Here is a 19,696-nt window from a genome sequence, read left to right as displayed (position 1 = left end):
GCCCAATCTCGAGGGAAACCAGCCATGAACCGCATCCATCGCAACTTCGCCGCCACGCTGCTGCTGGGCGTATCCTTCACCGCGCTGTCGGCGCCCGCCGGCGCGCGCGAAATCCTGTTCGCGAGCGACCGTGCGCTTGCCGAACGCGCCGAGCGCGGCGAGCGCGTCGATCAGGCAAGCGGCATCACGCAGCTGCGGCTGGCCGGCGGCGGCACCGCGTCGTTCGTCGCCAGCGGCAGCTTCGCCGTGCAGGCCGATGGCAGCATCGACCTCTATTCGGGCAGCGTCACGGTGGCAGGCGGCGCCGGCGGCGAGCAGCTGGTACGGATGCCGGGCGGCGTCGTCGGGCGCGTCGGTGGCATCGGCTCGGCGGCGAGCTTCAGCGTCGCGCCCGAGGGCGTGCGCGGCCATGTGCTGACGGGCAGCGCGACGATCGGCGCAGGCGAGCGTACGCGGCGCTTCGCCGGCGGCGAGATGTGGCGCGGCGACGCACGCGGCGTCGCGCAGGTGGTGGCGATCGGTGCGCAGGCCACGCCCGATGCGGCGCCGGTCTACGCCGTCGCCAGCGGCGGGCCGCTCGCGGTCGCGGCCAACGGCCTGCCCGTGGCATTGGGTGAGGGACTGGCGGCGAGCGGCGCGTCGGGAGACGTGGTCGCCGCCGCGCGGCGGATCGAGGCTGCGGTCGCCGCGCCGACACTCGCCACCTTCCCGACCGGCGATCTGGCGCTCGTCGCCGATTACGCCGCACGCCTTGCAGCACCTTATGGCGGCGAGGCGTTTCCGGGCGCGTCGCCCGACATCGTGCGCGCCTATCTCTCCTATCTCGAGCGGGGGACGGCTGGCGGCGATTTCCTGTCGGTCTATGCCGGACTGCTGCGGCAATATCTCGATCTGCTGCGCTCGGGCGCGGCGCCTTCGAGCTTCACCGGCGCCAGCGTGGCCGACATTAACGCCTTTCTCGCCTTCCAGGCGCGCACCGGCCGGCTGTCGAGCCTGGCCGACGCCGATCGCGCATTGGCTGAGGCCTATCTCGCGTTCCTGCGCGACGGCGGCAGCGCCAATGGCTTCGTCGGCAGCTTCACCGGCCTGACCGAAGCCTATCTGGCCTATGTGCGCGGCGGCGGCGATCCGGCGCAGTTCGGCCAGGCAAGCCAGGCGACGATCGAGCAATATCTGCGGTTCCTGCGCGATTCAGGGCTCGCCGCCAGTCTTGATACCGCCGATCGCGCACTGCTCGACGCCTATCTCGCCTCGCTCGCATCGGGCAGCGGCGGCCTTGCCTTTGCCGACCAGTATCGCGCGGCGCTGGGCGACTTCTACGCCTATCTCGTCGCCGGCAACGCGCCGAGCAGCTATGCCGGCCTGAGCAGCGCGCAGCTGCTGGCCTATCTCGAGACACTGCGCGCGACCGGGCTGTTCGCGCGCGTGCTGGGCGACCGCGCCGAGTTCTTCGAGGCCTATCGCGCATATCTGGCCGGTGGCGGCGTGCCCGACGCGTTTGGCGCGCTGCCCGCCAACGTGTTCGCGAGCTATGGCGACGCGCTCAACGCCTATGTCGCCTATCTGGCCGGCGGCGGGCTGCCTTCGGCCTATGCCACGCTCGATCCCGCACTGGTGCGCCGCTATCTGGAAGCGCTGCGAGCTTCCGGCACGTTCGAGCGGTATCTGGGCACCAATGCCGGATTCCTCGAAGCCTATCTCGCGTATCTCGAAGCGGGCGGTGCGCCCGACGGGTTCGGCGAATTGCCCGCCAACGTCTTCGCAGGCTATGCCAGCGCACTACAGGCCTATTCAAGCTATCTGGAAGCCGGCGGCCTTCCATCGGCCTATAGCGCGGTGGACCCCGCGGTGCTGCGCCAGTATCTGGAAGCGCTGCGGGCCAGCGGCACGCTCGACCGCTTCCTGGGCGCCGATGCGGGCTTCTTCGCGGCATATCTGGCCTATCTGGAAAGCGGTGGCGCGCCCGACGGCTTCGCTCAGCTGCCCGCCACGCTCTACACGAGTTATGCTAGCGCGCTTCAGGCCTATGCCGCCTATCTGGCGACAGGTGGCATTCCCTCGGCCTATGCCGCGCTCGATCCTGCAACCTTGCGCGAATATCTGAGCGCGCTGCGCAGCGCCGGCGTGCTCGACCGCTTCCTCGGACAGAATGCCGCGTTCTTCACCGCCTATCTCGCCTATCTCGAGAGCGGGGGCGCAATCGACGCGTTCGGCGAACTGCCGGCAAATGTGTTCGCGGGCTATGGCACCGCGCTCCAGGGCTATTTCGCCTATCTGGCAGCGGGCGGCCTGCCATCGGCCTATGGCACGGTCGATCCGCTCATATTGCGCCAATATCTGGAAGCGCTGGCCGCCGCCGGCCTGCTCGATCGCTATCTGGGCGAGAATGCAGGCTTCTTCGCCGCCTATCTCACCTATCTGCAGGGCGGCGGCACCGTCGACGGTTTTGCCGGGCTGAACGCCAATATCTTCGCCGGCTATGGCGACGCGCTGCGCGCCTATTACGCCTATCTGGCGGCGGGCGGCGTGCCGACCGAATACACCGCCCTCACCCAGGCGCAGATCAACGCCTATCTGGCGGCACTCGAAGGTGCCGGCGCGTCGGCGACGTTCCTGCGCGATCTCGCCGGGTTCTTCACGCGATACTATGCCTTTGTGACCGGCGGCGGCGATCCCGATGCGTTCGACGAACTGCCCGAGCCGGAACCCGAACCCGAACCCGAACCCGAGCCTGAGCCGGAACCCGAACCCGAACCTGAGCCGGAGCCCGAACCCGAGCCGGGCACGCCGCCGCCGCTGGTCGGCTATCAGGGCGGGTTCGATCCCGTGATCGCCAACGTCAACATGGTGGTGGGCGCACCCACCGACCGGGGCACGATCGTCGCCGGCGGCGAAACCGGCTTCGAGGCATCGGCCTACACGCTTGGTGAAAACGGCGCGCTGCTCTCCTATCGGCGCGATACCTTCATCCGGACGCCGGGCACCGCGCGCGTCGTCGACGTCTTCGGCAATGCCGATGCAGTGATCGGTCGCTGGACCGATGGCACCAATACCGGCGCCAATCCGTTCGTCATCGGACCTAATCAAGGGTTGCACTATCTGCTGACCCGCCCCACCGGCCCCGGCTTCGCGCTGCCCGCCAGCGGGCGGATCGACTATGCGCTGATCGCCGCGACCCAGCCGACGATTGCCGACGGCAGCCTCGCGCCGGGACGCTTCGAGGCTGACATGGCGCTGCTGTTCGGCAGCGAAATCCGCATGGCGATCGACGGCCGCATCACCATGCCGCGTGCGACCGGCGCCTATGTCTACAGCTTCGCGACGGCTGGCGGTCTCGACGGGCCGGCATCGGGCGCGTCGGTGGTCACGCGGCTCGGTGCGAGTGATCATTTTTCGACTGCGCTAACCGCAAGCGACAATGCCGGCACCTGCCCGCCGGGCGCCTGCACACTCACGATCCAGGGCATCTTCTCCGGTGACGATACGCGTACGGTCGGCATCAACTACATCGCCGGGCGACCAGATCGGTCGCAATCGATCGTGGGCGCGGCGCTGTTCGGCCAGCGGGGCGCATTGCCCGACCCCGAGCCCGAGCCCGAGCCCGAGCCCGAACCCGAGCCACCGCTCGGCAGCGACGGGGTGTCGCCCGCCGGCGCCATCGGCCACAGCTTCATCTTTGCCGGCGCCAGTGCGGGCGAAAGCGGCGTCGCGGCGCGCATCCAGGTGATCGACGGGGCGCTGGTCGATGCGGCGGTGCAGGGGGGGCGCGGCGCAATCACGCTGCCCGCCGACACCACGCATGTCGTCGAACGGGGCGGCGATCGCGCGACGATCGGCTGGTCGCGCAGCATGAACACCGGCTACCGCTATGTCAGCAGCACCGGGCAGGGGTTCGAACGGACGCTGACGGGCGACCAGGCAATGCATCTGATGTGGATGCAGCCCGCCACCGCGCTGCCGACCACCGGCATCATCCGCTACGATCATATCGGCGGCACCACGCCGACGAGTTCGAGCCGCGCGATGCAGCCGGGCAGCTTCACCGGCGCGATGGCGGTCGATTTCGGCACGATGCGCGCCGCGGTGACGGGCACCGTCGCTTTCGGCGATCGCAGCTTCACCTTCACGACGCCCGGCGGACTCGATGCGCCGAGCGAGCGGCTGTTCGACAACCGCTTCTTCGCCAACGTGCCGACCACCAATGCCGAGCGCGGGACGCAGGTGCAGGGCTATCTGGGTGGCGAGGGCGGCGGCTATGCCGGCATCAGTTACGCCGTGCGCACCTCGTCGGCCGAGCGGATCGAGGGAGTGGCGGCCTTCCGCGCGGCGCCGGCGGGCGCCGATGCGGCGGCATGGGCACGCTTCGAAGCACCCGTCGCTGCCGCCACGCCGCCGGCGCCGCAGACGATGACCGCCCCCGACGCAGCGGTGGCGCGCGCGCTGCTCGGCGACCTGGTCAGCTTCGGGCGCTAGGGTCCGATGCCGAACACGCGCTCGGCATTGCGGTGGAGGAACGCGGCGCGCTCCTCCACCGTCAGCGCGATCTCGTCGAGGAAGGCGACGGCACCCGGCGTCTCCTGATACGGATAGTCGATCGCCCACATCAGCTTGTCGGCGCCGAGCGTATCGATGCAGAAGCGCAGCGCCTCGGGACTGTGCATACCGCTGCTGGTAACGATGAAATGGTCGCGGAACGTCTCGGCCACGCTGCGCCGCATCGCCGGCCGCCCGCTGCCGTGGCGGTGCATGTAATCGATGCGCCACAGCCAGTAGGGAATGCCCTCGCCCATATGGCCAAGCACGATCTTGAGGCCGGGAAAGCGATCGAGCAGGCCGCTCACCAGAATGCGCACGCCATGCAGCCCGGTTTCGGCGCCATAGCCCCAGATCGCGGTTTCGAGCCCGTATTTGCGATAGGGCGCCGCCATCCCCGCCGAAGGTCCGCGCGGGTGGATGTAGATCGGCACGCCCATCGCGTGCGCTGCCTCGAAAATCGGCAGATAGTGCGGCTCGTCGAGATATTCGTCGTTGGTGTGCGAATTGACCATCACGCCGTTGAGGCCGAGCGTCGCCACCGCGCGCTCGATCTCGCGGGCGGCGGCGTCGGGGCTCTGCGGCGCGATCGTCGCGAGTCCGGCGAAGCGCGTGGGACGGCGGGCGATCAACGCCGCGAGCAGATCGTTGCTCCGCCGCGCGAGTGCGACCGCATCGGGCGCGTGCAGACTCTGCACTCCGGGCGAGGTCAGCGCGAGCACATGCATGTCAACGCCGTGCGCGTCCATCACCGTTAGCCGCTCGTCCTCGAGATCGAGGAGCTGCCGCATCACGCGCTGCGCGAAGGGGCTCTGGCCACGCCACATCATGCTCCAGAACGGCGTGTCGGCATCGTGCGCGCCGCCCGCCACCGCCTGCTCCATCGCCGCCATCTGCTCGGGCGTGGCAAAGGCTTCCTCGGTCGCGATGCGACGCATATCGGTCATGCGGCTTGCTCCAGTGCGGCGATGCCGAACAGGCGCTCGGCATTGGCGCCGAAGATGGCGCGCTTGTGTGCAGCCGGCAGGTCCATCGCATTGAGAAACGACACCGCCTCGCCGGCTTCCTGATAGGGATAGTCGACGGCCCACAGCACGCGCTCGACCCCCAGCTTGGCGATGCAGAAGCGAACGGCATCGGCATCGTTCATGCCGCTCGTCGTAATCCAAAAATTCTGGCGCACATAGTCGCTGGGCAGCAAGTTGGCGCCGCGCGGAATGCGGCGCGATTGCAGCTTGTACATATAGTCGAGCCGGTAGAGCCACCATGGCAGCCCCTCGCCCAGATGGCCGAGCACGATGCGCAGCCCCGGCAGCCGCGCGAACACGCCCGCCATGATGAGCCGCACCGCATGCAGCCCCGTCTCGGCGGCATAGCCCCAGATGCCGCCATTCAGGTGATGCGCGCCATAGCCCGCCGCCGCCGCCTCGGGCAGCGAGCGCGGATGGAGGTAGACGGGCACGGCCATCGCCTCCGCCGCTTCGAGCACGGGCAGGAACTGCGCCTCGTCGAGATAGCGCCCGTCGGTATGGCTGTTGATGAGAATGCCTTTCAGCCCCAGCGACCCGATCGCGCGCTCCATCTCGCGCACCGCGCCGGCGGGATCGTGCGGCGCGACCGCCGCCAGCCCAGCGAAGCGCGTAGGGTGGCGCGCGATCGCGGCCGCGAGCAGGTCGTTGCTCGCGCGGGCCAGCTCCGACGCGCGGGCGGGCGCAAACAGCTGCACGCCGGGCGAAGTGAGCGACAGGATCTGCACGTCGATGCCGTGACGGTCCATCGCGGCGACGCGCCCCTCGCCCACGTCGAGCAGCCGCGCGACTATATCGTCGAACGCGCCTGCCACCGCGCCCTTCCAGAACTGCACGTCGGGATCGCGCCAGCCGCTTTCGCCGAGCAGCCGGTACGCGGCGAGCTGCTCGGGCGTGGCGAACGCCTCCTCGGCGGCGATGCGGCGATGCCTCACATCCGGATGCGCACGCCGGCGCGGAAGGTGCGCATCACCTGATCGAACAGCACGGCGTTGGTATAGCCCTGCGATCCGGGTGCCAGTGGCGGCTCGCGGTTGAACAGGTTGTTGACGACGCCGAAGAACTGGAAGCGATCGTCGTCGCCGACATTGAGCCGCAGCGACAGGTTGGCGATGAAATAGGCATCGACGCGATTGTCGTTGATGCTGTTGCGCGCGCGGATATCGAAGCCTTCGTCTTGCGGGCCGACCAGCGTGTTGTCGTACTTGCCCTCGGTGATGTAGCGGCCCTGGAAGCTGACCGACAGCGGGCGATAGTCCCAGGTCACGGTGCCGTCGAACGTCCAGTCGGGCACGCCAGGGATCGCCGAGACGGGCACGCCCGTCTGCCCCGCGCGATCGACCGAACCGGCGCTGTCGGTCGTCACCAGCTCGAAGACATGCGTGGCGAGGCCGCGAAAGCCGAGCCGGCCCGCCGCACCGATATCGGTCGCATAGTCGAGCTCGAAGTCGAGCCCGCGCGTCGTCAGGCGGTTGACGTTGAGGAAGCGATCGGTCGCCTGCTGGATGACTCCGGTCGTCGGATCGATCACGAGGAAGGCGCAGAACTCCTGCGCGCCCTCGAAGCAGCGATTGGCGATCGTCTGCGCGCCGATCACGCCGATCGCGTCGCGGATCTCGATATCGTAATAGTCGACCGAGAAGCGCAGCCCATCGAGGAACCCGAGCCGCGGCTGGATCGACGCGCCTACGGTCCAGGTATCGGCGACTTCGGGGCGCAGACCCGGATTGCCGCCGCGCAGGATGGGGGTGAGCGTGTTCACGCCCGTCCGCCGGTCGAGGATCGAGCTGAAGGTGCTGGTGAGCGGGCTGAACAGCTCGCTGACATTGGGCGCGCGGATGTCGCGCGAGCGCGTGGCGCGAAGGCGGATCGCGTCGATCGGCTCCCAGATGCCGCCGAGCTTCCACGTCGTCACACCGCCGCTGGTGCTGTAATCGGTATAGCGCACCGCGCCGTTGAGTTCGAGATGCCTGGCGAAAGGCAGGTCGCGCAGCAGCGGCAGCAGCGCCTCGGCATAGCCCTCGGTCACCTTCACCGCCGGCGCGTCGAACGTCGTGCCGTTGGTGACGAAGAAGCCAAGCCGCTGCGAGATGGGATCGGCGGTGCCGGCGATGCTGTCCTGCCGGTGCTCGGCGCCCACCGCGAACGAGAACGGCCCCGCCCACAGATCGGCAAGCGTGCCGCGCAGATTGGCGGCGACGACATGTTGTTCGAGCGTGGTGTCCTGCCGCGACGTGCCGAAGCTGTACGCCTTGGCCTCGGGTGTGAAGCGGTTGCGGCCGATGATGTTGAGCGGCACGCAGCCCGCCGCCGCCGCGCGCACCGCCGGATCGGGGCTGAGCGTCGCGGCGCACACCACCTGCCCGGTCGCCGGATCGCGCGTCGCTTGGATGGCGCGGGTGAAATTGGCGTTGATGCGGTTGTTGCTGACTTCCTGCGTGAAGTCGGTGCGGCCATATTGGTAATAGGCGTCCCATTTGAGGTCCGCGCCGAATGTACCGTTGAGCCCCGCGGCGGCGCGCCATGTCTCGACCGTGGTATCGCCGAGCGCAAAGCCCAGATCGTCGCCCGCACGCCCGACGGTGATCGTCTGGAGGCCGAGCTGCGTCATCCGCGCAACGGTCGACGGCGTCAGGAACGGGTTGCTGCGCTGGATGACCAGCGCGGTATCGCGGATCTGCGACGCCTGGGTGATGACGTTGACGCGGCCGTACGACGCCTCGACGAAAGCGTCGATCGTGTCGGTGATCTCGTAGCCCGCGCGGCCGAACGCGGCGATGCGCTCGACGGGCACCTTGATGACGCCCGCGGTGCGGAAGGGATTCTCGAACTCGCCGCTGCCGCCGCCCATGAACAGGCCGGGCAGGATGCCGTACTCGAACGGGATCAGCTCGCCATTGGCATCGAACTGGTTGCCGCGCAGCGGACCCGAATTGATGACGCCGCCCTGCGCGAGCAGGCCGGTATGCACATTGTCGGTGACGACGAACGCCGGATAGCCGTTCACGCCGGGCGTGGTGTTCGAAAGGACCTGCCATTCCTCCTGGCAGAAGCGCCGGTTGGGCATGGCCTCGCGGTAGCAGTTGCCGACGCCGCTATTGTCGGCATATTCGCCGCCCAGCACCACATGCCCGCGCCCGCCGGCGAAGCTGGTGCCGACAGCGCCCGAGAACAGCAGGTCGCGATCGTCGCCATCCTCGGAGATGCCGCTTTGCAGCGTGAGCTTGAGCCCTTCGAGCCGGTCGTTGAGAATGAGGTTGACGACGCCGGCGACGGCATCCGATCCATAGGCCGCCGAGGCGCCGCCCGTCACAACCTCGACCCGGTCGACCAAGGCGGTGGGGATGAGGTTGGTGTCGACGGTGCCCTCGGACGTGCTGCCGACGAAGCGCCGGCCGTTGACCAGCACCAGCGTGCGCGGCGCACCCAGGCCGCGCAGGTTGATCGTGCGGAAGCCGCCCGCGCCCACCGTCACGCCGGCCGTGGTGGCCGACGCGGTGGCGAGTACCGAGGGAAGCTGCTGGATGGCCTCGCCGACCGACGAGACGGCGGTGTTTTCGAGCCGGTCGGCACCCAGCACCGTGACGGGCGTGGGCGCCGAGAAGCCGGCACGTGCGATGCGCGATCCGGTGACGACGATCTCGCCGCCGGCATCGCCGTCGCTATCGGCGGCGTCCTGCGCGGGCTCGGCGCTGGGGGGCGGCTCGGGCGCCGCCTCCTGCGCCAGCGCGATGCCCGGCGCGCCGAGGGCAAGGGCAATCGCCAGCGAACTTGCGCAGGCGCGACGAGCTAGTCCCGGCATCGAAAACCTCCCCCTTGTTCGTGTCGTTGGTTCCGCTGGTCAGAGCTTGAAGAGTCGCTGGGCGTTGCCGCTGCGCACCGCGCGCGCCTGTTCGGCGGGCAAGCGGTCGACGCGATCGAGCACGCCCTTCATGTCGCCGATGAGGAACGGATAGTCCGAGCCGTAGAGCACGCGATCGACGCCCACCTGCTCGACAAGGAATGCCAGCGTCGCCTGATCGTAGACGATCGAATCGAACCACAGCCGCTTGAAGTAGCTGCTCGGCGGATTGGCGATCTTGCGGTTGCTCGAGCCTTTCTGCCACATCTGGTCGAAGCGCGCCGCCAGATAGGGCATCGTGCCACCGCCGTGGCAGGCGATCAGCTCGAGCTTCGGATAGCGATCGAGGAACCCGTCGAGGATCATGCGCATGAAGCACAGGCTGGTGTCGGCGGTGAAGCCCACCGTATTGGCCAGGCCATGCTCGCCCATGCCCATCGCGCTCACATCGACATAGGGCGTGGTGGGGTGGATGAAGACGGGCGTGCCCGTCGCCTCAATCTCGCGCCAGATCGGCGCGAACAGCGGATCGGTTAGCGCCTTGCCGGCGATGTTGGTGGTCGTGCCGATGCCGATCGCACCCTTGGCACGCGTGCGGCGCATTTCGCGGATCGCGGCATCGGGATATTGCCACGGCAGCGCCGAGAACCAGCGCAGGCGGCGCGGATGCTGCGTCTGCGCATCGGCGAAATCGTCGTTCACCGCATTGGCGAGCTTCACGCTGATCCGCTCGTCACCGATGAACACGCTCGGCGTCGTCAGGCTGATGAGCGCCATGTCGACGCCGGCTGCATCCATGTTGCGGATGCGCAGGTCGAAATCGGTCATTTCGGGCGACATGCGCACGATGCGCTGGCCGCGATAATCGACCTCCTCGAAGCGGCTGCCTTTCACCAGCCGCGTATCCTTGTCGGGATTGGCGCGCAGCGTATCGACCCAGCCCTTGGTAAACATGTGCGTGTGCACGTCGATCACGGGCGCCACCGCCGGCGTCTGCCGCGCGAGGACGGGCGCGGCGGCGGCAGCGGCACTCAGGGTGCCGGCGGCGCGCAGCAGCGTACGGCGCGACAATTCGGTCATGGCCGTCCTTTCGATCCATCTCCACGGACGCGCCGGGTTGCCCGGTCGCACTCTCACCGCTTAGTTATAAATCTAACTATATGGTCGTTGAGATGTCAACGATCAATTGTGTGCCGGCCGAGTGTCAGCGCGCGGGGCGTTCGCCTTCCCACAGATTGTCGCGCATGCGGTTGAGAACGCTAAGCATCGTATCGATGTCGGCGGGTGCTACGCCTGCCCACAGCTTCTCGCGTTCTCTGGCGACGATGCCCGTCATGATCTCGACCGCCTCCTTACCCTTGTTGGTCAGTCGGATGATGCGCGAGCGGCGATCGGCGCCATTGGCATGCCGCTCCAGATATCCGCCCGAATCGAGCTTTTCCATCGTCCCAACGATGCTCGGCGCCTCGAGCCCGATGCGGCTGGCGATCTCCATCAGCGTGCTCTCGCCTTCCATCGCGATGGCGTGCAGTATCTCCCAGCGCACCTGGCTGTAGCCCGCCTCGCGCAGCGCCTGATCGAGCAGGCGGCGATACCGCCGGCCGACGAGCATCACCCGGCGCGTCGCTGCCATCTTGGGCGTGGCGGTATAGGTGGCGCCGAAGATCATCGGAGCCGGTTCGGGGCGTGTGGCGCGGGTCATGTTGCTCCAGATAACAAGTTATTTAGTTAGATATCGATCTAGTTGACAGCATCCTCAGCGACAACCATGCTTGAAGCAGATACAGGATGGAGAGGTCGCGTGCACGCAGCCGAGCGCGAACGATGCGATGGCGCCGCTGCTCGCGCGACGGCGAGCACCGTTTCTTGACGCAGTTGCCCGACGACCCTCCCGCATTCGACGTGCAACCGGTGCTCGACGCGCAGACGCGCGTGGCGCCGCACCTGCCGCTGCTGGTGCTGATGACGCTCATCATGCTGATCGACGGCTATGACGTGTTCATGCTCGGCAAGATCGCGCCTGCCATGGCCCGCGACTTCGGCGAGCCGATCACCGCGCTCACGCTCATTTTCGTGCTCCAGCAGGCCGGGCTGGCGATCGGCTCGTTCGCGGTGGGCCCGCTTTCCGACCGGTTCGGGCGCAAACGCGTGCTGCTGCTGTGCACGATCGTCTTCGGCCTGCTCACGCTCGCGCCCATCTGGGCCGCGACGCTGCGCGACGTGGCGATCCTGCGCGGCGTCGCGGGGCTGTTCCTTGCCGGCGTTATCCCCAATGCCGCGGCGATGTTGACCGAATGCGCGCCGCCGAGGCGGCGTGCCGCCTTCGTCGCCATCGCCTTTTCGGGCTATACCGCGGGCGGCGCGCTCGCCTCGCTCGTCACTATCGGGCTGCTCGATCGCTATGGCTGGGAAAGCGCGTTCGTCATCGGCGGCGTGGTGCCGCTGGTGCTGGCGCCGATCTTCGCACTGGCGACCGATGAATCGCTGCAATTCCGCATCCGCCGCGACCCCGGCGACCCGCGCATCAAGGCTGCGCTGCTGCGCATCGACCCAACGCTCGACCTTGGCCATGTCGATCGCTTCGCGCTCGGCAGCGAAGCGGCACGGCGCGCCGCACCCCGCCAGGGCGACGCGACGGCGGTGCTGCGGGACGGGCGCGCGCCGATGACGCTGGCGCTGTGGCTCACCTTCTTCCTCGCGCTTGGCCTCATCTCGCTGCTGGGCGCATGGATGGCGACCTTCTTCAACGTGCTCGGCGGCGTGCCGCTCAGCCGCTGGGCGGCCTTCTCGCTCATCGGCTTCACGGGCGGTCTCGCAGGCACGACCAGCATCGGCTTTTTGATGGATCGCTTCGGCCGCATCCGCATGCTGCTGATCCTGTTCGCAGGCGATGCGCTGGCGATCATGCTGCTCGGCACGCTGCCCTTCGCCAGTTCCGCCTTCATCGTCGCGCTGGTGGTGTGGGGATATTGCCAGGCGGGTGGCCAGGCGGGGATCAACGCGATCTGCGCACAGGCCTACCCCACCGGCATCCGCGCCTCGGGGGTGGGCTGGGCGTTCGGCATGGGGCGCGTCGGCGGCATCGCGATGCCCGCGCTCGGCGGGTTGATGATCGCGAGCGGCGCCTCGCTTGCGCAGGTATTTCTCGTGGCCGGCCTGATCCCCGTGCTGATCGCGGGGGCGCTGGTGGCGGTGCATCGCGGCATCGGCACACGCACGCTCGGCCACTGACATTTCGGGAAAGGGAAAGCGATGAGCGATCGATCGGGGGCTGCAGCGGGCGGCATGGAGAATGACGGCGCGGTCTCGTGCTTCGCCAATCCCGATCGCGCGATCGACCCCGCCCCGCCCTATCGCCGCATCGCGGTGGAGGAAGCGTGGAGCATCCCCGAAATCCCCGCCGCGCAGCTCGATCTTCTGCACTCGGCCTGCCCGCCCGACGACGCATCGCTGCGCATGGGCGCGATGTTCGCAGGACTGCCCGCATTGCAGGCGCAGCTTTGCGACATCGGCCCCGGCCGAATCGCGCGGATGGACGCGCTCGGCATCGATCACCAGCTGCTGCTGTTAACGGCGCCGGGCGTGCAGGTGCTCGAGCGCGGCATCGCCACGCATCTCGCCGCACTCTCGAACGACCGGCTGGCCGAGGCCTGCCGCGCGCATCCCGATCGCTTTTCGGGCCTGCTCGCCTTCGCGCCGCAGGACGTGCCCGCCGCCGTGCGCGAGATCGAGCGTGGCATGCGCGACCTCAAGCTCGCGGGCGCGGTCGTTAATTCGCACACCCAGGGTCGCTATCTCGACGAGCCGCAGTTCCTACCCGTGCTCGAAGCGCTCGAGGCGCACGACGCAGCACTCTACATCCATCCCACCACGCCGCCCACGCAATGGGTCGCCCCCTATGCCGAACGGGCTTTCACCGGCGCGCTGGCGGGCTTCACGCATGAAGTCTGGATGCACGTGATGGGCCTGATCTTTTCGGGCGCGTTCGATCGCTTTCCCAGGTTAAGGCTCGTCATCGGCCATATGGGCGAGGCGCTGCCGCTGCTGCTTTATCGGTTCGACTGGATGCAGAGCAACGCCGACGGGCGGCCCGGCCTGCGCGGCGGGCAGCCTGCGGTGAAGCTCAAGCACAAGGTATCGCATTATTTCCGCAACAACATCTGGATCACCACTAGCGGCGTGGCGTGGGAACCGGCGATCCGCTTCTGCCAGGACGTTCTCGGGCCCGAGCGTATGCTCTATGCGATGGACTATCCTTATCAGGTCTCGGCGGCCGAGGTCGCGGCGCACGACCATCTGGCCATTCCCGCCGAGCACAAGAAGATGCTGATGCAGACCAATGCCGAGCAGGTGTTCCGCCTATATGGTGGCCGGCGCGCCGATTGATGCTTCGGCGGCGGCACGGCGCCCGGCGACGAGCACCGCGCCCACAATCGCCAGCACCAGCAGCCCCCAGAAGATCGCTGTGAACGGCGCAGCGTTGCCGAAGGCGAACCGCGCGACGAGCGTGACCGCGAGTGCGGCAGGCGCCCCCCAGATCACGCCGTGCCACGCACCCAGTAGCCGCGGCTCGTACACGCCGCGGCGGCGGCGCTTGCCGAGCCAGATATACACGCCCGTGGCACTCACGACCGTCAGCGCGAGGCCGAACAGGCAATAGGCGATCTTGACCGGCAGCCCGCCATAATTGCCGAAATGCAGGTTGTAGTTCGACGCCGCCATCTGCTGGCCGATCGCACCGTCCGATAGCCCGGCAGTGCCGTGGAAGCGTCCGGCGGCGTCGAAAGCGTAATATTCGCCGAAGATGAGCCGGCGCGGCGGGCTCGCGACGATCTGGATATGCTGGCCCGCGGTCATCGGATCGTGCAGCGTCACATAGGTGATCGCTATATCGGGATGGTTGCGCGCCATATAGTCGAGCGCGGTCGCCACCGCGGGCACGGGGCCGGGCGCGGTATCGGGCTTCGCCTCGCCGCCGAAGATGGGGGCGTACACCGCCTCGAGATCGTTGCCGTAATAGCGGCTCGCCAGCGCATAGGCGGTGACGCTCGCGAGCCCGATCGCCGCGCCGGTTATCGCGATGGCGAGGCCGAAGGGCAGCGTCCACACGCTCAGCCGGTTGTGCCAGTCGGCCAGCCCCACGCCGCCGCCATGGCGCGTGCGCAGCCGGAACGCGTCACGGAAGATGCGCGGATGCGCGAGCAGGCCGGTGATCGACAGCGCGAACATCAGCATGCCCAGAATGCCGACGATAGTGATGCCGACAACGCCCGGTAGATGCAGCGTATAGTGCAGGCCGTAGAGGAACTCCGACCACTTGTTCTCCTCGGGCGCTGCGATGCGGCCCGCGGCGTCGAGATGCACGGCCTGCGTATCGGTGGTGATCGTCGCGCGTGGCAGTTCGGGCACGGGCAGGTGGACATAGAGATGCGTGGTGGGCGGCTTGCCGCGCTCGCTTTCGAGCACCGCCGCCACGCCGCGCTGCACCGCCTGCGCGTCGATCGCGGTCATCTCGGGCGCGTCGACCTGCTCGGCGCGCTGCCATTCCTCGTAGAACACCAGCACGGTGCCGCTCAGGCACACCAGATAGAGCAGCGCGCCGGCGAGCAGGCCGATCGCGGCATGCGCCGACAGCGCGTTCTTCACCGTCGCGGCACTCGGCACCAGCTTCATGATCCCCACCCCGTCAGCATCAGCGGCGCGCACAGGATCGCGCACCCCGCCATCGTCAGCAACTGCATGCGCCGCGTCTGCATCAGCAGCACCGTGGCCAGCACCGCCCAGCCGAGCGGCACCACGAACAGCGCGGCGACATTCGCATTCGCCTCACCCCAGCCCAGCGCCATGCCGAGGCCACGCGTCGCCAGCCCCAGCAGCAGCGCGACCGCGAAGCCCAGCGGCATGACGATCGCGAAGGTGCCGAGCCGGCGAGCCAGATGCCGCGGCTCGCCCGGCTGCGGCAACATGCCCGCACGCCGGTTCGACGATGCCGCACGGCCGCGGGGCGCGGTGGCGCCGGCGACGCCAAGCGCGACGAACGCCGCCGTCGTCGTCACCAGCGCCGCGACCGACACGCCCCACGCCCCCGAATGGCCCCATGCGACGACGACGGCGGCGGCGATGGCGAGCCAGCCCGCCGCGTTCCACCCCGGCGAACGCTGAGGCAGCGACCAGGCATGGCGCAGCACGCCCACCCCGCCCGCGCCGAGCAAGCCGGCGATCCACAGGGGGAGCGCGCCGCTGCCCATCAGAAACGGTAGCCCAGCGTGCCGAAGATGTTGCGCTCGGCCCCGATGAAGCAGTCGCCGCGCGCGAGGCACGCCGAATAATAGCTTTCGCCCAATAGGTTGGTGGCGTTGACCGAGAAGCGCCAGCGGTGCCAGCTTACTTCGGCGAAACCGTCGACCAGCGTGTAATCGGGCGTGACGATGCCGTTGGGAAAAGCGAAGCCGTAGGAGATGTTCTCGCCGGCATAGCGCACGCCGCCGCCCAGCCGCAGCCCGAGGTCATTGCCCAGCGCGAAGCTGCGCGCCGCCCAGACCGAGGCATTGTGCTTGGGCACATTGTCGATCTGCTGGTTGGTGCCGTCGATCTCGGCTTCGTTGTAGCTGTAATTGGCGATGAGCTGCACCTGCCCCGGCAGCAGCGTCCGCGCCTCGAACTCGACGCCCTGCGAAGTCAGCGATCCCGCCTGCCGCTGGTCGAACGGGTCGGGCGTGGAGGGATCGTCGACGGGGCGATTGTTCTCCTTGATGCGATAGGCAGTCAGCGTGACCATGCTCGCGGCATTGGGCTGATACTTGATGCCCGCTTCATACTGGTTGCCCTGTTTGGGCACGAAGGGATTGCCGTTGCTCGCAATTCCGGCGATCGGCTCGAAGCTCTCGGTGTAGCTTAGGAACGGCGACAGACCGGGGACGATCTCGCCGATCACGCCGGCGCGGAAGGTCGTTGCGCTCTGCGCTACCTGCGCACCGCCGAACGAGCGGCTCGTCACGCGATCACGCCGGGCGCCGAGCACGACCGACACGCGATCCCACAGGCGGATCTGGTCCTGAACATAAAAGCCGAGCTGCGTCTGCTCGACATCTTCCGAGGGCTCGGCACCCGGCGGCAGGCCACCGCCGAAATCGGAGATGGCGTCATAGTCGATGTCGTAGATGTCGATATATTCGATGCCGAAAGCACCCGTCTTGCGCACGCGGTTCCAGCTATAGTCGACCCCGGCGAGCAGCAGATGCTCGATCGCGGCACCGGTGTTGAAGCCGAACTGCACATTATTGTCGGTCGAGAATATCTCCATGCGGGCGATGCTGGCATCGTAATACAGGCCGATCGTGCGCTGCTCGGGATCGGGAAGCGCGGTGTCGGTCGCAGGATCGATCACCGGCGCACCCGTCAGCGGATCGAGCAGCACATAGGGGTTGGCGGGGTTCGAATAGCTGTTGGGATAGTGCGTGAAGTAGCTGAGATCGCTGTCGATATAGCGCAGCTTGAGGCTGAGCTTGGCGCGGTCGCCGAAGCGATGGTCGACGATGCCGGTGCCCTGCAACAGGCGTCCGTCATAGCGATCCCAGCCCGGCTTGCCGATGAAGCGGTCATTGGGCAGGCGGCCATTGGGGTTGGGCAGGATCGTTCCCACCAGCGGCAGGAACTGGGAGGTCGAACCGCTATCGTCCTCCTGATACAGGCCGAGCAGCGTGATGTCGGTGCTGGCGCTCGGCGACCAGGTGACCGAGGGCGAGATCATCACGCGATCGTCGGGCACGAAATCGGTCTGCGTACCCGAATCGCGCATACGTGCCACGATGCGCGCAGCCAGCCCTTCGGTGATCGGTCCGGTCACATCGGCCAATGCCTCGAAACGGTCGAACGAACCGTAGCGGACCGCGACCTCGCCTGTCGCAACACGCGACGGCAGCTTGGAGTTGAGGTTGATGAGGCCGCCCAGCGCGCCCTGTCCAAACAGCATCGACGAGGGGCCGCGCAGCACCTGTACGCTCGAGAAATTATACGGATCGGCGCGGATGCTCGCATAGAAGCTGAAGATGTCACGCATCCCGTCGCGGAACTGCAGCGCGTTGAGCCCGCGGATGAACGCGCCATCGACGCGACTGTCAGGCCCATAGGGATTGGCCTGCACGCCCGCGACATAGTTGAGCGTGTCCGAGATCGAGACCGCGCCCTGCGCTTCGTACAGTTCGGCGGGAATGATCGTGACGGGCTGCGGCACCTCGATCGCCGGCGTGTCGGTCTTGGTAGCACCGCCTGACGACTGGTCCTGGCCGATGACGAGGATTTCGGCGCTCTGCTCAGCAACCGGCGTGAAGCTTTGTGCCGCGGCAGGCGCGCTCGCCAGCGTGGTGACGGTCAGAAGAAACGGCTTGATCGATCGCATTGGCCCACCCTTTTCGTTGGGCTGGCTCTAATGCGAGTCAATCTCACTATCAAGAGCGTTGTTGCAAACTATTGTGGGCAGGCCGCTCCCTCGGCTGCCGCGACGATCCGGGCACCCGACAGCGTGATGCCCAGCGTTCCGGCGGTACCGATCGAGAGCGGGGTGTCGATCGCGCCGAGCGGGGTACCCGGCTTGACGATGCACGCGAGCGGCACGGAAAGCTGCGTCCATTGCCCCCGAGCCGCGGCGCGCAGTTGCGGCGTGATCGCGATGCTGCCCGAACAGCCAGCTCCGCAGCGGATCGACAGCGACACGTCGCTCGATGGCGGCGTATCGACGCGCAGATCGAGCAGCAACGCACGCGCCGCGCCGCCGGTCGCCAGGTCGAGCGGCGGTTCGGCGACGATCGCCGCGACCGCCTCGCCGCGACCGCTCCAGCGCAGCTGCACGCTGTCTTCCTGCGCGGCACGATCGGCACCGCGCGCGGTGATGCGGTCGTCACCCGGCCCCGCCGCGAGCGCGCCCGGCGCGCCCACCAGCAGGCGCTTGCCCGCGCCTGCGCGACCCGCGGCGAACAGCGTGTCGCGTTCGGTCTGCGACGGCGTCGCGCGCGTTTCGGGGAGCGGTGCCAGCTCGCCCTTGTCCTTCAGCGTCAGACCATAGCCATAGGCGAACAGCGGGTCGTAGTTCTTGTCGCCGGTGTTGAGGGCGGTGTCGTCGCTTTCGCGCGGCCAGCTATAGGGCAGCTTGCCGGTGAAGTCGGCCTTGCCGAACAGCATGTCGGCGACGCCGCCGCCCTCGGAGCCGGGCAGCCAGGCGGCGACGAACGCGTCGGAGGCGTTGAGCTGCGGGTTCACCCATAGCGGCCGGCCCGACAGGAACACCGATATCGTCGGGATGCCTGCGGCCTTGAGGCGGCGCAGCAGCGCCAGATGCTCGCCCGTATCGTCAAAGCCCACATCGGTGCGGTCGCCCTGGAACTCGGCATAGGGCGTCTCGCCATAGACGACGACCGCCACGTCGGGCCGCTCGGTGAAGCTGCCATCGGCCGAGTGGGTGACGCTGCCGCCCGCCGCCTTCGCCTCGGCCGCCATTGCCTCGGCGATCGTCTGGCCGTTGGGGAAGTCGGCGCGCGTCGTGCCGGTGCCCTGCCAGGTCAGCGTCCAGCCGCCCGTCTGCATCGTCAGGTTGTCGGCGCCGTCGCCTGCCACGAGGATGCGCGCGCCTGGCTTCAGCGGCAGCACCGAGCCGGCGTTCTTGAGCAGCACCAGCGATTCGCGCACCGCCTGGCGCGCGACCGCGCGATGATCGGCACTGCCGAGCAGATCGAACCGCCCGGCATAGGGCCGCTGCGAGGGCCTCGCCGCCTCGAACAGCCCCGCGCGCAGCTTGACGCGCAGGATGCGCCGCACCGCATCGTCGAGCACTGCCATCGGCAGCGATCCGTCCTTCGCCTGCGCCAGCGTGTTGGTCCACAGCCCCTTCCAGCTGTCGGGCGCCATCGCCATGTCGAGCCCGGCGATGAAGGTCTGGCGGCAGTTGTCGGGCGTGCAGCCGGGCACCTGGCCATGGCCGTTCCAGTCACCCACCAACAGCCCGTCGAATCCCCAGCGATCCTTGACGACGCCGCGCAGCAGCGGGCGATGCCCGTGCATCTTCACGCCGTTCCAGCTCGAGAAGCTCACCATGATCGACTGCACGCCCGCCTCGATCGCGGGAATGTACGGCGCGGCGAACAGCCGGCGCAGATCGGCCTCGCTCACCTGCGTGTCGCCCTGGTCCTTGCCGCCCAGAGTGCCGCCGTCGCCGAGGAAATGCTTGGCGGTGGCGATGATGTGGGGGCCGCGCAGCCAGTCGGCATCGCCCACCCTGCCCTGCAACCCCTCGATCAGCGGG

At 68.1% G+C, this 19,696-nt stretch carries 12 protein-coding genes; 3 read left to right on the top strand and 9 right to left on the bottom strand.

Annotated elements, in window-relative coordinates:
• Positions 1 to 24: 24 nt before the first annotated feature.
• Positions 25 to 4,473 carry a hypothetical protein gene (locus FBR43_RS16030; protein ID WP_169542458.1) on the top strand — a complete coding sequence of 1,483 codons (4,449 nt, stop codon included), beginning with the start codon at positions 25 to 27 and terminating at the stop codon, positions 4,471 to 4,473.
• On the opposite strand, the gene FBR43_RS03185 is transcribed toward FBR43_RS16030, so the two are convergent.
• The 5 genes from FBR43_RS03185 to FBR43_RS03165 form a co-directional block, all read right to left on the bottom strand.
• On the bottom strand, positions 4,470 to 5,480 hold the full coding sequence (locus FBR43_RS03185; RefSeq protein WP_212611877.1) for an amidohydrolase family protein: 1,011 nt from the start codon (positions 5,478 to 5,480) through the stop codon (positions 4,470 to 4,472). The two genes, FBR43_RS16030 and FBR43_RS03185, sit on opposite strands and share 4 nt — an antisense overlap.
• Positions 5,477 to 6,496 (bottom strand): amidohydrolase family protein, encoded by a 1,020-nt coding sequence (locus tag FBR43_RS03180; protein ID WP_136941825.1) that lies wholly within the window; start codon positions 6,494 to 6,496, stop codon positions 5,477 to 5,479. Before FBR43_RS03180 ends, FBR43_RS03185 begins: the two co-directional genes overlap by 4 nt.
• Entirely contained in the window at positions 6,493 to 9,363 is a 2,871-nt protein-coding gene (locus FBR43_RS03175; protein ID WP_136941824.1) for a TonB-dependent receptor, read from the bottom strand. The genes FBR43_RS03180 and FBR43_RS03175 overlap by 4 nt, the downstream gene beginning before the upstream one ends.
• Positions 9,364 to 9,402: 39 nt before the next feature.
• Positions 9,403 to 10,482: an amidohydrolase family protein gene (locus FBR43_RS03170; protein WP_136941823.1), complete on the bottom strand. Its 1,080-nt coding sequence runs from the start codon at positions 10,480 to 10,482 to the stop codon at positions 9,403 to 9,405.
• Positions 10,483 to 10,606: 124 nt separating this feature from the next.
• Entirely contained in the window at positions 10,607 to 11,104 is a 498-nt protein-coding gene (locus tag FBR43_RS03165; protein WP_136941822.1) for a MarR family winged helix-turn-helix transcriptional regulator, read from the bottom strand.
• A gap of 164 nt (positions 11,105 to 11,268) precedes the next feature.
• On the opposite strand from FBR43_RS03165, the gene FBR43_RS03160 reads away from it, so the two are divergent.
• The gene (locus FBR43_RS03160; protein ID WP_169542466.1) at positions 11,269 to 12,633 is read left to right on the top strand and encodes an MFS transporter; all 1,365 of its coding nucleotides are present in this window, start codon (positions 11,269 to 11,271) and stop codon (positions 12,631 to 12,633) included.
• 21 nt (positions 12,634 to 12,654) lie between these two features.
• Complete coding sequence (locus FBR43_RS03155; RefSeq protein WP_136941820.1) at positions 12,655 to 13,788, top strand: amidohydrolase family protein; 1,134 nt, start codon at positions 12,655 to 12,657, stop codon at positions 13,786 to 13,788.
• On the opposite strand, the gene FBR43_RS03150 is transcribed toward FBR43_RS03155, so the two are convergent.
• The 4 genes from FBR43_RS03150 to FBR43_RS03135 form a co-directional block, all read right to left on the bottom strand.
• Complete coding sequence (locus FBR43_RS03150; RefSeq protein ID WP_136941819.1) at positions 13,762 to 15,075, bottom strand: PepSY-associated TM helix domain-containing protein; 1,314 nt, start codon at positions 15,073 to 15,075, stop codon at positions 13,762 to 13,764. The two genes, FBR43_RS03155 and FBR43_RS03150, sit on opposite strands and share 27 nt — an antisense overlap.
• Positions 15,072 to 15,650: a hypothetical protein gene (locus FBR43_RS03145; protein ID WP_136941818.1), complete on the bottom strand. Its 579-nt coding sequence runs from the start codon at positions 15,648 to 15,650 to the stop codon at positions 15,072 to 15,074. Before FBR43_RS03145 ends, FBR43_RS03150 begins: the two co-directional genes overlap by 4 nt.
• On the bottom strand, positions 15,650 to 17,800 hold the full coding sequence (locus tag FBR43_RS03140) for a TonB-dependent siderophore receptor (protein WP_136941817.1): 2,151 nt from the start codon (positions 17,798 to 17,800) through the stop codon (positions 15,650 to 15,652). The genes FBR43_RS03145 and FBR43_RS03140 overlap by 1 nt, the downstream gene beginning before the upstream one ends.
• Before the next feature lie 68 nt (positions 17,801 to 17,868).
• Positions 17,869 to 19,696, bottom strand: a 1,828-nt coding sequence (locus tag FBR43_RS03135; RefSeq protein WP_136941816.1) for a glycoside hydrolase family 3 protein, incomplete at its 5' end; no start/stop codon positions are given.

Origin of the sequence: Sphingomonas baiyangensis (assembly GCF_005144715.1) — a bacterium.
In the GTDB taxonomy this organism is placed as follows: Bacteria; Pseudomonadota; Alphaproteobacteria; order Sphingomonadales; family Sphingomonadaceae; genus Sphingomonas; species Sphingomonas baiyangensis.
This window is presented reverse-complemented; position numbering and strand designations above follow the sequence as displayed.